A 13,235-nucleotide genomic window follows, 5' to 3' on the forward strand; every position below is an offset into this window, starting at 1 on the left:
TTTGTTTCGCGATTGGACAAGTCAATACTAGCTGGAGTTATCAAGTTGATCCAAATCGCAGTAAGCACAAATCTGTTTATTTAGCTCGAGGGCTGTATCTCCGCTTTGTGAGAAGATAAAACTAGACATCGAGCCAGATAAACCTAGCAACGCATAATTATATCAGTCAATTACAAAAATAGGCAGCGTATTGCTGCCTATTTTCTTTTAGTCGATGACTTGTTACACAAGCTCGATTACTGTCCCGCTTTCAGCTTTAGGAAGTAATCTTCGTACTTAACGGTTAGATCACCAACCGCATCTTGCCATTCCACTCGATCAAGATCTTCTTGAGAAGGAAATAGCGGTGCAACATCTTTAAACTTAGCGTTCGATTCCTCTACCGCTGTTAAGTAACCAGTATCACGAGAGATTTGCTCTGCGATTTCTGGACGTAGTAGGAAGTCGATCATCTTGTGAGCTGCTTCTACGTTCTTCGCGCCGGAAGAGATAGCGAAGTTATCAACCCAACCGATACCGCCTTCTTTAGGAAATACGAGTTTAAGATTTAGGCCTTCATTTTGAGCAGCTGCAGCGCTGCCGTTCCAAAGCATACCAACGCCCACTTCACCAGACATGTAAGGTGCGCCTGGGTTGTCAGAGTTGAAAACTAGAACGTTTGGCATCAACTTTTGTAGCTCAGCGTACGCTTCATCGATTTGTTTAGGGTCTTTTGAGTTACCTGAATAGCCGAGTTTACGCAGAGCGATATGGAAGACTTCACGAGTGTCGTCCATCAGCATTACTTGACCTTCAAGCTCAGGCTTCCATAGGTCTGCCCAGCTTTGGAAGTCGTTTGGATCGTACATGTCTGCGTTAACCGCTAGGCCTGTAATCGCAACAACGTGTGGAATAGAGTAGTCGTTATTTGGATCGTAAGGCTTGTCTAGATAGTTCTTATCTAGGTTGCCGAAGTTTTTAAGCTTAGTCTTATCGATCTTTTGTAGCATACCTTCATCGCGCATTTTTGCTACGAAGTACGTTGAAGGTACCACTAGATCATAACCTTGGTTATGAGTTTTTAGCTTTGCGTACAAAGTTTCATTCGACTCGTAAGTCGAGTAGATCACTTTGATACCAGTTTCTTTGGTAAATTGCTCTAGGATATTACTGTTGATGTAAGGCCCCCAGTTCATAAATACCAATTCTTTATCGTCCGCTGCTGCTGAACCTGAGAACAGAGAAAGCGCACATGCACTACCAGCTAATAGAGTAGCCCATTTTTTCATTGACGTTAGCTCCAAACCAAACGTTGTCCAAATCATTTTGGACGGTAGATAGAAAAACAGAATGGCATGTAACCATTCTGTTTCGTGATGTTAACGGATGTGGATTTTACTTTACTTTTTCTCTTGCGAGCAACTGAGAAATTACGACAAGAATTAAAGAAACCACCAACATGACCGTTGCAAGAGCATTCACTTCCGGTGAAATACCCACCTTAACCATCGAGTAAATTTTCAATGGTAGGATTTCATACGTTGGACCTGTTACGAACGAACTAATAATTACGTCGTCCAGAGACAGGGTAAAGCTAAGCAGCCAGCCTGCCGCAACTGCTGGTTTTGCAAGTGGAAGGATGATCTGCTTTAAGATAACCCATTCACTTGCGCCAAGATCTTTTGCTGCTTCCAACATCTTCACATCGAAGCCATTTAAGCGGCTGTATACGGTTACCACCACAAATGGCAAACAGAAGGTGATGTGGGCAATCAATAGAGTAAAGAAGCCCAGCTGTGCGCCTAATACTAGGAACAGAGCAAGTAATGAAATCGCCATGACAATATCTGGAGACATCATTACGACAAACAGCATGCCGTTTACAGCACCTTTGCCTTTGAACGAGTAACGGAATAGGGCAACAGCTGTTAAGCTCCCAATAATAGTAGCCGCTGTTGCAGAAAATACCGCCACGTTCAATGAGTGCCATGCAGCCTGCATTAGGCTGTCGTTGTTGACTAGGGTTTCATACCATTTCGTGGTGAAACCACCCCATTTCATACCAAATTTATTGGCGTTAAATGAGTTTACGATTAGTACAACGATTGGCAGATACAAAAATGCATAAACCAACGCCATAAAGCTAAATCTAACTGTGCGTCCCATTAGTCTAGCTCCACTTTCTTATTCAATAATTTTCCTGCTCGGTAGTAAGCGTAAAGCATGACCGCCATTGCGAAGGTGAGGGCGATACTGGTCGCAGCACCAAATGGCCAATCACGAGCGTTCAATACTTGGCTCTTAATTACGTTACCAATCAGTAGGTTCTTCGCACCGCCTAGAAGATCTGAGATGTAGAACATACCCAGCGCAGGCAGTAGAACCAACAAACAGCCACCGATAATGCCAGGCATTGTCAGAGGTAGAATCACTTTAGTAATGGTTTGGAGCTTGTTCGCACCGAGGTCTTTTGCAGCCTCGATATAAGTGTTGTCCAACTTCTCGATTGCCGAGTAAAGCGGCAGAATCATGAAAGGAAGTAGGATGTATACAAGACCAATCATTACAGCCGTTTCGGTATACATAATACGCAACGGCTTGTCGATGATTTCCATTGCCATCAGCGACTTGTTCAAAATGCCCTGTGTACCGAGAACAATCTTCAGTCCGTAAGTTCGAATCAAAGAGTTCGTCCAAAATGGTACGATCACCAAAAACAGCATAAACGGACGCCATTTTTCAGGCATTTTCGCTACGATATAAGCAAACGGGTATCCAATGACTAAACACAACAACGTTGCCACAATTGCCATGTAGAACGAGTGCATCAGCACTTTCGCATACAGTGGGTCCAGCAGACGCAAGTAGTTGTCGAAAGTGAATGTCATTTCGATTAAGTTTGCTTCATCACGCGTTAAGAAACTGGTACCAATAATCATCACGTTTGGTACCAACACAAACAGTGTTAGCCAGCCTACGATTAAGGCAATGATCGCGTTCTGAAGATTAATCTTCTTGCTTATCATTGAGTACTACCTCCCAGCTCTCAACCCAAGTGATAGCGACTTTCTGGCCAAGTGAGTGGTCCACATCAGGATCATCTTCGTTAAAGAACTCGCTTACCATTACACGCATACCTGAATCCAATTGGATAACAGAATCTAACGTCATACCTTTATAAGTACGCTCAGTTACGTGACCTACAATGCCTTTTTCTTCAGACTCTTTGATTTCTTCGATACGTAAGTCTTCAGGGCGAAGTAGTACTTGTAGTTTGTCGCCTTTCTGTGCTTCCTTATCGTAGTAAACGACGGATTCAACACCTTCAATTTCTGCGCGGATGCGTTTGTCATCGATGCGCTCTAGCATGGTTGCATTGAATACGTTGATCTCACCAATAAAGCGAGCAACAAACAGGTTCTTAGGCTCTTCGTAAATCTCACGCGGAGAGCCATCTTGTTCGATAACGCCATCACGCATCACGATGATGCGGTCTGACATCGATAGGGCTTCTTCCTGGTCGTGTGTTACAAAGATAAAGGTAATACCAAGTTGACGCTGAAGCTGCTTCAACTCGATCTGCATTTGTTTACGCAATTTGTAGTCCAGCGCCGACAGCGATTCATCGAGCAGAAGTACTTTTGGTTTATTAACAACTGCACGAGCAATTGCGATACGCTGTTGCTGGCCACCAGAAAGTTGGTGCGGTTTACGCTGTGCCATTTTTTCTAGACGAACCATGCGTAATGCTTCCATTACTCTTGGTTCAATCTCTGCTGCAGGTGTTTTCTGCATACGAAGACCAAAAGCGACATTGTCAAAAACGGTCATGTGTGGAAACAGTGCGTAGCTTTGAAATACCGTGTTGACGTGTCTCTGCTCAGCAGGAACCTGTGTTACATCTTGGTCATCCAAAATGATTTGACCGTTATCCGCCGCTTCAAAACCAGCGATCATTCGTAAAACAGTCGTTTTACCACAACCAGAAGGCCCAAGAATCGTCAGAAACTCACCATGATTAACATCCAGATTTAAATTACCGATGATTTCCTTACCATCGAAACTTTTACTAATACCAGATAAACGAATAACTGGCTTTCCTGCTTGCGGTTTTGCGTTCAACGTCTGTATTTCCCCCACGTTCAAGCTGGGATAATCCCAGCTGATGTGACACTAGCCATTCACTTTTGAGGCGCGCATCATAATCACCAAAATTGTGAAATTAAAGCATTTTCTTATCTTGAAACAGAAAAAATTTTGCAGGCAAAAGTCATCATTCCTTACCATACTGTTTTTATAAGATTAATTGGCATTTAAACACAGTTTGATAGCACTAAGCTCTGTACAATAATTGTTTTCAATTTCATAACTTTGAGAGTGGTTAATTATCAACCATACAGTTGAGATTGCAAGGATAGTACGTGAGTTGTGATGTTAGATGTGGAAAGATTTCTTTATAATAACGGCCACATTAATTGACTGGAATTCCAGTGAAAATTTTACAAGTTAATCTTGGATAAACTATGAACGACGATTTTGAGAAAGATTTCAATCTTGGGGGGAGTGTAGAGCGAGCTTTGTCTGGCAACTACGAGCTTAAAGCTGGGGCTGTTTTCAATGAAGCTTGGCGAGCAACCATCCAGCACTTTTTATCCTTTTCTCCTGCTATTATTGTATTGCTTTTTGTCCAGTTAGGTATTTTCTATATCGCGTTACAACTGCAGTTGGGTGATCTGACCGTTATTCTTGATGCATTTGAGAATCCAGAATCATTCACTAACGATATTGTGTCTTCTATTTATGTCGCGAACTTTAGTTATGAGGTGATCAGCGCCCCAATTTATGCAGGGATCAGCTTGATGGCGATGAGCCATATCGCGGGCCTAAAGACTAAGTTGCGCCATGTAGGCAAAGGGCTGCAGTTTACTATTCCCGTGATCCTAGCAACGCTGATGAGCCTAATGCTGCAAGGCGTAGTTGGTATGATCTTCCCTCTACTGTCCCTGTATCTTTCTTTAGCGTTTAGTCACTCTATCTTGTTGATTTGTGAAAAAAGAGTGCCACCAATGCAGGCGCTACTGTTATCACTTCGCGCTATTAACAAGAAGATTTTTGTTGTCGCAGGGCTTTACTTAGGCGTGATGTTGATGTTTATTGTCGCAGCGATGTTCTACGGTATTGGCTTGATTTTTGTGTTGCCATTCTTCTTTCATTTGAAAGGCATACTCTACCGCGAAATGTTTGGAATTAAGCTCAAGATCGTTGCAACACAGAAAAACGACAATGATCACGATGGTAACTCACAGGTGTTTGATGCCTAATTCTTTAAAATTAATAAGTTTACGAGTGGCGGCTACCTGTATAGCCGCCACTTTCATTTCCATTGGACCGTATTTACACTACGAGCAACAGTTTAAATATGTTGAGAATCCTGATGTGCTGTCCGGGACAATTAAGCATGTCGATTTATCTCATTTGCCATACATTGGTGATATTCCTGACTTCAACGCAATAAAAGACACTAAAGAGAAAAAAGCGGCGTTTTTTGATTTCTTAAGGCCTAAAATAGCACTTGAGAATCAACGAATTCGTCATGAACGAGCGTTTCTTACTTCTTTAAAGGTGGGACAAATCACTCAAGAGCAAGAAGAGTACGCTCAGCGACTAGCGGCTCTGTATTCTTTGCCTTTGAGCGACAACAAAGTCGATCACGCGTGGTTGGGAGAAATGCTTGTGCGAGTGAATGTCTTACCAGAAGCGCTGGTTCTAACTCAAGCAGCAAATGAATCTGCGTGGGGCACTTCTCGTTTTGCCACTCAAGCGAACAACTTGTTCGGCCAATGGTGTTATAAAAAGGGTTGTGGAATTGTTCCTGCGCAACGTGGCGCAGGCAAAGCTCATGAAGTTGAAAAATTCGATTCTGTACAGCAGTCGGTTCATGGCTACTTTATGAATGTTAATCGAAACCCAGCGTATGCTGAACTGCGTGAAATCAGAGCTTCTCTAGCCGAAAAGAACAAAGACCTGTTATCGGTCGCAACGGCGTCAGAGTTAACTCATGGATTGCTAGCATATTCTGAACGTGGCATTGCTTATGTACACGATCTTCGCGCTATGATTCGTCATAATAACGCCTACTGGACACAATAAAATAACGGATAAAATGAAAAAGTTAAGCCTAAGTCTATTGGGAAGTGCGGCGCTAATTCTTGTATCGCCAATAACCCAAGCTCAAGAGTACATGTTCACATACTCAAAGTTATACACCCAACTCAAAAACAACAATAAAGAAGGGCATGACGACGTGAAAGTTGGCGTCTTCTTTGTGGACGCGAAAACTAAGCAAATTTGTACAATAGAAAAAGCTTGGATGGAAAAAGAAGAGCACTATGAAGAGTTTGTTATCCCTGCTTCACAAGAGTTGCCTCTGCCAGTCGATAAAAACTTAAAGTCAGCGAATCCGTTGGTTTTTGTCGATACTCCAAAAGATACTCGCTGCGATTACTCACTTGTCGTGATGACCAAAGAACCATTACAGGGTAACGTTTCTTACGAGCAACTTAAGCCTCTTCTACCTCAAATGCAGACGATGTTGGAAGATTTAGGCGGTATGTTTGCGGGTTGGTTTACACCTGAAGTTCAAGGTGTGACGATGGAGTTTGCAAATCAACTGAATGATAAAGTGATTTTTTCAAACGGAACCGAAAAGCCAATTGTCAATGGCAAGATACAAGTCGCACTAAGTGAAATAGGGCAAGGTGGCACAATGACACTACCAGAACCGACGATGCGAGTGCTACCTTATCTGCCTAACGCAAAGAAGTGAACACTGAGAGTTTAGAAAGAGCTGCAATTGCGGCTCTTTTTTCATTTGTGACGGTAACTAAGCTACCTTTCGTGTCCTTTTCTTAATGTCTCAATAAGACAAGCATTTAATCCTGCGTAAAAAGCTCGTATAATCCACGCCCCAAAGAAACCCATGTTAGGAAGTCCTAGTCGATTTATCGGCGATGTGAGAGCCCGCAATGAACCAAATAGATACAAGAAAAGAAACCCTAGAATTCAACAAGCTTCAGAAACGCCTGAGAAGACATGTTGGAAATGCCATTACTGATTACAACATGATCGAAGAAGGCGATGTTGTGATGGCATGTATTAGCGGTGGTAAAGATTCATTCGCGATGCTTGATATCCTGCTGAATCTTCAAAAAGCCGCACCGATCAAATTTGAAGTGGTTGCGGTAAACTTAGACCAAAAACAACCGGGCTTCCCTGAGCATATTCTGCCTGAGTATTTCGAAACACTGAATATCCCTTACTACATCGTAGATAAGGACACGTATTCAGTCGTAAAAGAGAAGGTGCCAGAAGGCAAAACCACTTGTGGTCTGTGTTCACGCCTACGACGTGGTACGTTGTATTCATTTGCAGAGAAGATTGGTGCAACTAAGCTTGCGCTAGGTCATCACATGGATGACATCGTCGAAACAATGTTCTTGAATATGTTCCACGGCTCTCGCCTTAAAGCGATGCCACCAAAGCTGCGCTCTGATGATGGTCGTAACGTGGTCATTCGTCCATTGACTTACTGTCGTGAAAAAGATCTGATCAAATACGCTGAACACAAGGATTTCCCAATTATTCCGTGTAACCTTTGTGGTTCTCAAGAGAACCTTCAGCGTCAATCTATAAAAGCAATGTTGATTGAATGGGATAAGAAGACGCCAGGGCGTGTGGAAGCGATTTTTAAATCAATTCAAAACGTAAGCCCAAGCCAACTAGCAGACCGCGAATTGTTCGACTTTGTTAACTTACCGCTAGACCGTGAAGGTAACCGCGAAGAGTATGAATTTAATGAGGCTGTCGTTTCTTCGACGAATATTGATGAATCAATGTTCATCGATGTTACGAACATCTAACTCGTAAAAAGGAGGTCAATTAGACCTCCTTTTTTGTATTCAACGCTTTAACTGTCCACAAACAAAAATCCCCCTTTATTAGGGGGATTTATTAGCGTCTGTTTGAAAGCGCTCAATATAGCAATGCTAAAGAGAGATTAGGTTGCTGTATTTGGATCGAGAGGGCTAATGTAGCCTTTTGGTTTTAGAGCCAATACATCGCAATTTATTTTATCGATCACGTGCTCAGCTGTATTACCAATAAAGACAGCAGAAAGCCCGGTTCGCCCTGTAGTGCCTAAAATAACCATTGCAGCATTCAAGCGCTCAGCTGCTGCTGGAATGACATCTTCAGGTAAGCCTTGCTCAACAATCGTTTGCTCTTCATCAAGGCCGTGTTTTTGGCGTAATACTTTCATCGCAGTTAAGTGATGACCCCGAACGGCATCGGTATAAGTCGTTGGATCAAACTCAGGAAGTTCAATGGTAATGTTCGCCGGTGTAACGGGATACGCATTAACAAGGTATGGTTTGGCATCCAGTCGGGTGGTGACTTCTTTTAGTCGCTCGACCATGGCATCGTTGAGATCAATATGAGTTGGATTTTCAGAGCCTACGTGGACCGAGGCAAGAATGCTTGCTTGTTCTGGCCAATCTGCATTTTTAATCAGAAGTACTGGGATAGGGCATTTACGTAGCAAGTGCCAATCGGTCGGAGTGAAAATCACAGATTCTAACACGTCGTGCTTACGTGTGCCTTTAATGACTAGGTCATGGCTGCCTGCATAGACCTCAGCGATAATTGCTTCGTAAGGACGGTTGTGCCAGACGACACATACATCAAAGTCGAAGCCATCGTTTAGATAAGGTTGAGCAATTTTACGCATCCACTGCTCACGTTGATGGATAACACCTCGACGCATAGCATCTCTTTCATCCACTGATAGCATTGACGTCATGTCATAAGAGAAATCGTAAATGGATAAAAAGAAAGTGATTCGGCTTCTAGATACACTTTTTTGAGCTAATTGAACAGCTCTTGCAAGTGCGGGCTGCTCATCATTATTGATGTCAGCTACAACAAGGATCTTACTGTATATACTCATAACTAAGCCCACTTCTATTGCAAAACCAGATACTGAATATAAATTAAATCAGTATTTTGGAGTACTCACCGTACATTTTTACTGTAGCTTAGTTTGGGTAACTTTTTGAGGACTTTCGAAAGGAATTTATGAGAAATATGATGTAGCTCATTTTCGAGCTACATCAATAATTGGGGTGTATTATTCTTTAGTTACACCAGCAAGTTCCATCAATGCATCGTGGTCTAAGATAGTGATATATTTACCTTTTACACTTAGGATCTCGGATTTCTGGAAACGACCCAACAAGCGACTGATTGTTTCCACTGTAAGACCAAGATAGTTACCAATATCACCACGAGTCATCGTTAAACGAAACTCTCTAGGGCTGAAGCCACGTTGAGAAAAACGAGTTGATAGGTTGTATAGGAAAGCCGCTAGACGTTCTTCTGCATTCTTTTTAGAAAGAAGCAAAATCATTTCCTGATCACCTTTAATTTCGTTACTCATCAAACGCATAATTTGCTGGCGAAGCTTAGGCATTTTACCTGATAGGTCGTCTAAAATTTCGTATGGGATTTCACATACCATCGACGTTTCAAGCGCTTGAGCAAAGCTAGGGTGGGAGTCACCTGTAATGGCATCGAAACCAACTAGGTCTCCGGCCAAGTGAAACGCTGTGATTTGCTCATCACCTTGCTCTGTGATCGTATAGCTCTTGATGGTACCAGAGCGGATAGCGTACAGAGATTTTAGCTCGTCACCAGCCTTAAAAAGCTCTTGTCCTTTTTGGATAGGCTTCTTACGTTCGATGATTTGGTCAAGCTGATCAAGTTCTGCCTCATTCAGAGTGAACGGGATACACAGCTGACTAATGCTACAATCTTGGCAATGAATGGCGCAACCGCCTGATTGGATACGCTTTGTTGCAGGTTTTTCAGAAATCATAACAACCTTTCACTATTTGATATACATCAATATTTTAGCATCGCTTAATCCTAAAGGGTAGCAAAAATGTCACCTCAATAGAGTTTAACGTTATATGAAACCGAGTAACTCTAAAGCTCCTACAGCAGTGTACGAACCATATCCAATAAGGATTAATGCTGAAATATTTCTAAATATTAACGATTTTTGTAATTTCTGAAAATGGTTGGCACCATATCCAATAATAAGCATTGCCGGAAGTGTTCCGAGGCCAAACGCGAGCATAATAAGACCACCGTTTATTGCGCTGCCTGAAACCGCCGACCAAGTTAGCGCAGAATAAACCAAGCCGCATGGTAACCAGCCCCAAATGAAGCCAAATGGTAAAGCATGAAGAGGGTGCTTTAACGGCAGCAAACGCTTACCTGCAGGCGAGATAAAGCGCCAAATGTGCTGCCCTAACTTTTCTATTAACAGTAAACCTTGCCACCATTTAGCAATATAAAGCGCAACCAGAATCATGAACAGTGCGGCAATCAGCCTTAACCAAGCAAGAGAATGCGTTAACCCACTTAGCTCAGATAAACCTGATATAGCCCCACCCACCAATGCACCTATTAAGACATAACTGATCAATCGTCCGAGGTTATAGAAGAGAGGGATAAGAGGGGTACTTTTATTTTTAGTAGAAGAGCCCATGGTAAGCAGAGACGCGATACCACCACACATTCCCATGCAATGACCGGCCCCGACGAGGCCGATCATCAAAGCACCAATAAAGTCAGGAGTCATAAAGGTTGCTATTTTTTATCACTATTAGATTTGTCTTCTTCATCAAGAAGAATGTTATGTCCTTGTCGTTCTAGATCTTCAAACTGATCACTTCTTACTGCCCAAAGAAAAACGGCAACAGCAACACAAACGAGAACGATAGCGATAGGAATCAATATATAAAGACTTTCCATGTTTGCTTTCTCTACTTATTTCTCTTTGAGCAGGCGCAAAGAGTTAGATACAACGATAATTGAGCTTGCAGACATGCCAACTACTGCAATGTAGGGAGCCACTAAACCAGCGACAGCTAAAGGCAAAATTAACAGGTTGTAACCCAAAGACCAAGCCAAGTTTTCTCGAATAATCTTTCTTGTACGCAGTGCAAGCAAGCGTGCCTCTAGTAGCTTTTCGAGATTATCCCCAAGTAACGTCATATCAGCAGAAGCTTTAGCGACATCTGTACCACCGCCCATTGCAACTGAAAGATGAGCTCCGGCGAGAGTAGGTGCGTCATTGATGCCATCGCCAACCATCATAGTGATACTGTCTTCATCAAGACTCTTAAGATACGCGAGTTTGTCTTCTGGTTTTGCTGACGCAACGACATGATCGATACCAATTTCATTCGCTACAGGTCGAGCGTTTGAGAGAGAGTCACCTGTTAGCAGCGTTGTCTTAATTCCAGCGTCAGCAAAACGTTGAACAAAGGCTTTGCTTTCTTTTCGGATAGGGTCGCGGTAGTAAAAACTAGCGACATGCTCGCCATCAACTGAAAGATAGACCGCGTGGCTTTCTTCGCTTTCCTTGCCTTGAACAAAAGCCGTACTGCCTATCTTAACGACTTTGCCATTCCAGATCCCCTCAATCCCTGAACCAATCACGTTTTGCACTTCATACACAACAAAGTCATCATTGGCGTAACTTGCAAAAGAGCGAGCGATAGGATGGTTTGCATGAGCTTCTAATGCTGCGGCTAGAGAGAGACAATCTTCTTTTGGAAGATCACTCAACACTTTTGTATCACAGATCTCAATATCGCCTTTCGTCAGAGTACCTGTTTTATCTACAACTAAGTGGTTGATCTTACATAGCGTCTCGAACACATGACCTTTACGAAGCAAAATGCCAAAGTTTCCCATACGAGAGGTAGCACAGGTGAGAGCAGTTGGAGTCGCAAGAGATAGGGCACATGGACAGGTGGCTACCAACACGGATAGCATGATCCAAAACGCATCATCTGGTTTTGTTTGATGCCAGTACAACCAAGTACCAGCAGAGATAATAAGAATCGCTCCAACAAAGTAACGAGCAACAACGTCTGCAATTTCTGCGATTTTAGGTTTGGAGTGTTGAGCTTCATCTTGTAAACGCACGATATTGGAAATCATTGAGTCAGCTTTAGAACTCATGACCTCTAGCTCAAATGACTCATCACCGTTTAATGTTCCTGCATAAACAGCATCGCCTTCTCGTTTCACCACGTGTACGGATTCACCCGTTAGCATGGATTCATCAATATGAATACGACCCGAAATAACTTTGCCGTCAGCTGGGATATGTTCACCAGGAAGGACGCGAATACGATCACCAACTTTTAGAGTTTTCACTGGTATTTGCTCGCCATCCAGCGTCGTGGCGATCGCTGGGATCAACTTTAATAGGTTACCACTCGCCGCTGCGGCTTTGCGACGCGCTCGCATCTCTAAAAATCGTCCAACCAATAGGAAGAAAGTGAACATTGAAATCGATTCGAAGAAGACTTCGCCCTGTTCTGTAACGGTTGCTATTAAGCTGGCTACATAGGCAAAAATAAGTGCAATCGAGACAGGCACATCCATACCGAGGGTTCGGCCTTTGATGCTTCGCCACGCATTTAAGTAAAACGGAAGAGCAGAGTAGAGTAGGACTGGCGTAGCAAAGATCAAACTTACCCAACGAAAGTAATTTTTAAACTCCGGTTCTAGGTCACCAAAAACTTCTAGGTACAATGCGACGGCTAGCATCATAACTTGCATGGTAGCTAAACCAGCAATACCTAATCTGTATAAGTATTGCTTCATCATTCGATGATAAGAGGCTTCTTGCTTATCAGCTTCAAATGGTGCGGCTTTATAACCCAATTTATGAATGACAGATAGGAGCTCACTTAATCGCACCTGAGTTTTGTCCCAGGCTAGTAATGCGCGGTTAGTGGTTGTATTCACGCGGATAGACACTAACCCAGCCGTATTAGAGACTTGCTTTTCGATTAACCACGCACAAGCTGCACATGAAACGCCTTCTAAAGAAAGAGTTACTTCAGAGACATTTTCACGATTTCGCACAAATTCTGATTGTACATCTTCATTATCATAATGAATTAAAGCTTGGAGTTGCTCTGGTACTAAATCTGCTTTTTCCGCAGGCGCTGTTCTATATTGATAGTAGGATACTAAGCCGCTGTCTACGATGGTTTGAGCAACCGTCTCGCAGCCAGGACAACACATCTTGCGGGATTCACCGAGTATATCAACTTTAAAATCCGTGTTGGCTGGTACATCTTCACCACAGTGATAACAGGATTCACACATAT

At 42.8% G+C, this 13,235-nt stretch carries 13 protein-coding genes; 4 read left to right on the plus strand and 9 right to left on the minus strand.

The genetic code is table 11. The annotated features are described in order from the left end of the window. Nucleotides 1-236 precede the first annotated feature (236 nt). From NDJ01_RS13335 to potA, 4 genes are all read right to left on the minus strand, one after another. Nucleotides 237-1,268 carry an extracellular solute-binding protein gene (locus NDJ01_RS13335; RefSeq protein ID WP_012841832.1) on the minus strand — a complete coding sequence of 344 codons (1,032 nt, stop codon included), beginning with the start codon at nt 1,266-1,268 and terminating at the stop codon, nt 237-239. 106 nt (nt 1,269-1,374) lie between these two features. Beyond that, nucleotides 1,375-2,145 (minus strand): spermidine/putrescine ABC transporter permease PotC, encoded by a 771-nt coding sequence (potC, locus tag NDJ01_RS13340; RefSeq protein ID WP_005396472.1) that lies wholly within the window; start codon nt 2,143-2,145, stop codon nt 1,375-1,377. Then, a complete protein-coding gene (potB, locus tag NDJ01_RS13345) occupies nt 2,145-3,005 on the minus strand; it encodes a spermidine/putrescine ABC transporter permease PotB (protein WP_012841831.1) in 861 nt (286 codons plus the stop codon). Before potB ends, potC begins: the two co-directional genes overlap by 1 nt. Beyond that, nucleotides 2,986-4,101: a spermidine/putrescine ABC transporter ATP-binding protein PotA gene (gene potA, locus NDJ01_RS13350; RefSeq protein WP_005396475.1), complete on the minus strand. Its 1,116-nt coding sequence runs from the start codon at nt 4,099-4,101 to the stop codon at nt 2,986-2,988. Before potA ends, potB begins: the two co-directional genes overlap by 20 nt. A 401-nt stretch (nt 4,102-4,502) precedes the next feature. Here potA and NDJ01_RS13355 point away from each other — a divergent pair, with 401 nt between their 5' ends. From NDJ01_RS13355 to ttcA, 4 genes are all read left to right on the plus strand, one after another. Next, complete coding sequence (locus tag NDJ01_RS13355) at nt 4,503-5,300, plus strand: hypothetical protein (RefSeq protein WP_012841829.1); 798 nt, start codon at nt 4,503-4,505, stop codon at nt 5,298-5,300. Then, nucleotides 5,293-6,129 carry a glucosaminidase domain-containing protein gene (locus NDJ01_RS13360; RefSeq protein ID WP_248380792.1) on the plus strand — a complete coding sequence of 279 codons (837 nt, stop codon included), beginning with the start codon at nt 5,293-5,295 and terminating at the stop codon, nt 6,127-6,129. The genes NDJ01_RS13355 and NDJ01_RS13360 overlap by 8 nt, the downstream gene beginning before the upstream one ends. Nucleotides 6,130-6,142: 13 nt before the next feature. Beyond that, a complete protein-coding gene (locus NDJ01_RS13365; RefSeq protein ID WP_005396478.1) occupies nt 6,143-6,805 on the plus strand; it encodes a DUF2987 domain-containing protein in 663 nt (220 codons plus the stop codon). Between the two features lie 199 nt (nt 6,806-7,004). After that, nucleotides 7,005-7,898 (plus strand): tRNA 2-thiocytidine(32) synthetase TtcA, encoded by an 894-nt coding sequence (gene ttcA / locus NDJ01_RS13370; RefSeq protein ID WP_005377502.1) that lies wholly within the window; start codon nt 7,005-7,007, stop codon nt 7,896-7,898. Nucleotides 7,899-8,035: 137 nt separating this feature from the next. Here ttcA and uspE read toward each other — a convergent pair whose 3' ends face one another. The 5 genes from uspE to NDJ01_RS13395 form a co-directional block, all read right to left on the minus strand. After that, a complete protein-coding gene (gene uspE, locus NDJ01_RS13375; RefSeq protein WP_258586836.1) occupies nt 8,036-8,983 on the minus strand; it encodes a universal stress protein UspE in 948 nt (315 codons plus the stop codon). A 180-nt stretch (nt 8,984-9,163) separates the two neighbouring features. Next, entirely contained in the window at nt 9,164-9,910 is a 747-nt protein-coding gene (locus NDJ01_RS13380; protein ID WP_005377497.1) for an FNR family transcription factor, read from the minus strand. Nucleotides 9,911-10,000: 90 nt separating this feature from the next. Continuing rightward, nucleotides 10,001-10,681: a sulfite exporter TauE/SafE family protein gene (locus NDJ01_RS13385; RefSeq protein ID WP_199803944.1), complete on the minus strand. Its 681-nt coding sequence runs from the start codon at nt 10,679-10,681 to the stop codon at nt 10,001-10,003. An 8-nt stretch (nt 10,682-10,689) separates the two neighbouring features. Then, nucleotides 10,690-10,854, minus strand: coding sequence for a cbb3-type cytochrome oxidase assembly protein CcoS (ccoS, locus tag NDJ01_RS13390; protein WP_012841826.1), 165 nt, complete (start codon nt 10,852-10,854; stop codon nt 10,690-10,692). A gap of 15 nt (nt 10,855-10,869) precedes the next feature. After that, complete coding sequence (locus NDJ01_RS13395) at nt 10,870-13,233, minus strand: heavy metal translocating P-type ATPase metal-binding domain-containing protein (protein ID WP_053807423.1); 2,364 nt, start codon at nt 13,231-13,233, stop codon at nt 10,870-10,872. Between the last annotated feature and the right edge of the window lie 2 nt (nt 13,234-13,235).

The organism is Vibrio sp. HS-50-1 (genome assembly GCF_024747315.1).
Lineage (GTDB): Bacteria > Pseudomonadota > Gammaproteobacteria > Enterobacterales > Vibrionaceae > Vibrio > Vibrio diabolicus.

Bases quoted from the DNA above. Each gene is read 5' to 3' on its own strand.
- uspE (WP_258586836.1), bottom strand. From the start codon at position 8,983: ATGAGTATATACAGTAAGATCCTTGTTGTAGCTGACATCAATAATGAT.
- NDJ01_RS13335 (WP_012841832.1), bottom strand. From the start codon at position 1,268: ATGAAAAAATGGGCTACTCTATTAGCTGGTAGTGCATGTGCGCTTTCT.
- NDJ01_RS13385 (WP_199803944.1), bottom strand. From the start codon at position 10,681: ATGACTCCTGACTTTATTGGTGCTTTGATGATCGGCCTCGTCGGGGCC.
- NDJ01_RS13365 (WP_005396478.1), top strand. From the start codon at position 6,143: ATGAAAAAGTTAAGCCTAAGTCTATTGGGAAGTGCGGCGCTAATTCTT.
- NDJ01_RS13355 (WP_012841829.1), top strand. From the start codon at position 4,503: ATGAACGACGATTTTGAGAAAGATTTCAATCTTGGGGGGAGTGTAGAG.
- NDJ01_RS13360 (WP_248380792.1), top strand. From the start codon at position 5,293: ATGCCTAATTCTTTAAAATTAATAAGTTTACGAGTGGCGGCTACCTGT.
- NDJ01_RS13380 (WP_005377497.1), bottom strand. From the start codon at position 9,910: ATGATTTCTGAAAAACCTGCAACAAAGCGTATCCAATCAGGCGGTTGC.
- ccoS (WP_012841826.1), bottom strand. From the start codon at position 10,854: ATGGAAAGTCTTTATATATTGATTCCTATCGCTATCGTTCTCGTTTGT.
- potC (WP_005396472.1), bottom strand. From the start codon at position 2,145: ATGGGACGCACAGTTAGATTTAGCTTTATGGCGTTGGTTTATGCATTT.
- ttcA (WP_005377502.1), top strand. From the start codon at position 7,005: ATGAACCAAATAGATACAAGAAAAGAAACCCTAGAATTCAACAAGCTT.
- NDJ01_RS13395 (WP_053807423.1), bottom strand. From the start codon at position 13,233: ATGTGTGAATCCTGTTATCACTGTGGTGAAGATGTACCAGCCAACACG.
- potB (WP_012841831.1), bottom strand. From the start codon at position 3,005: ATGATAAGCAAGAAGATTAATCTTCAGAACGCGATCATTGCCTTAATC.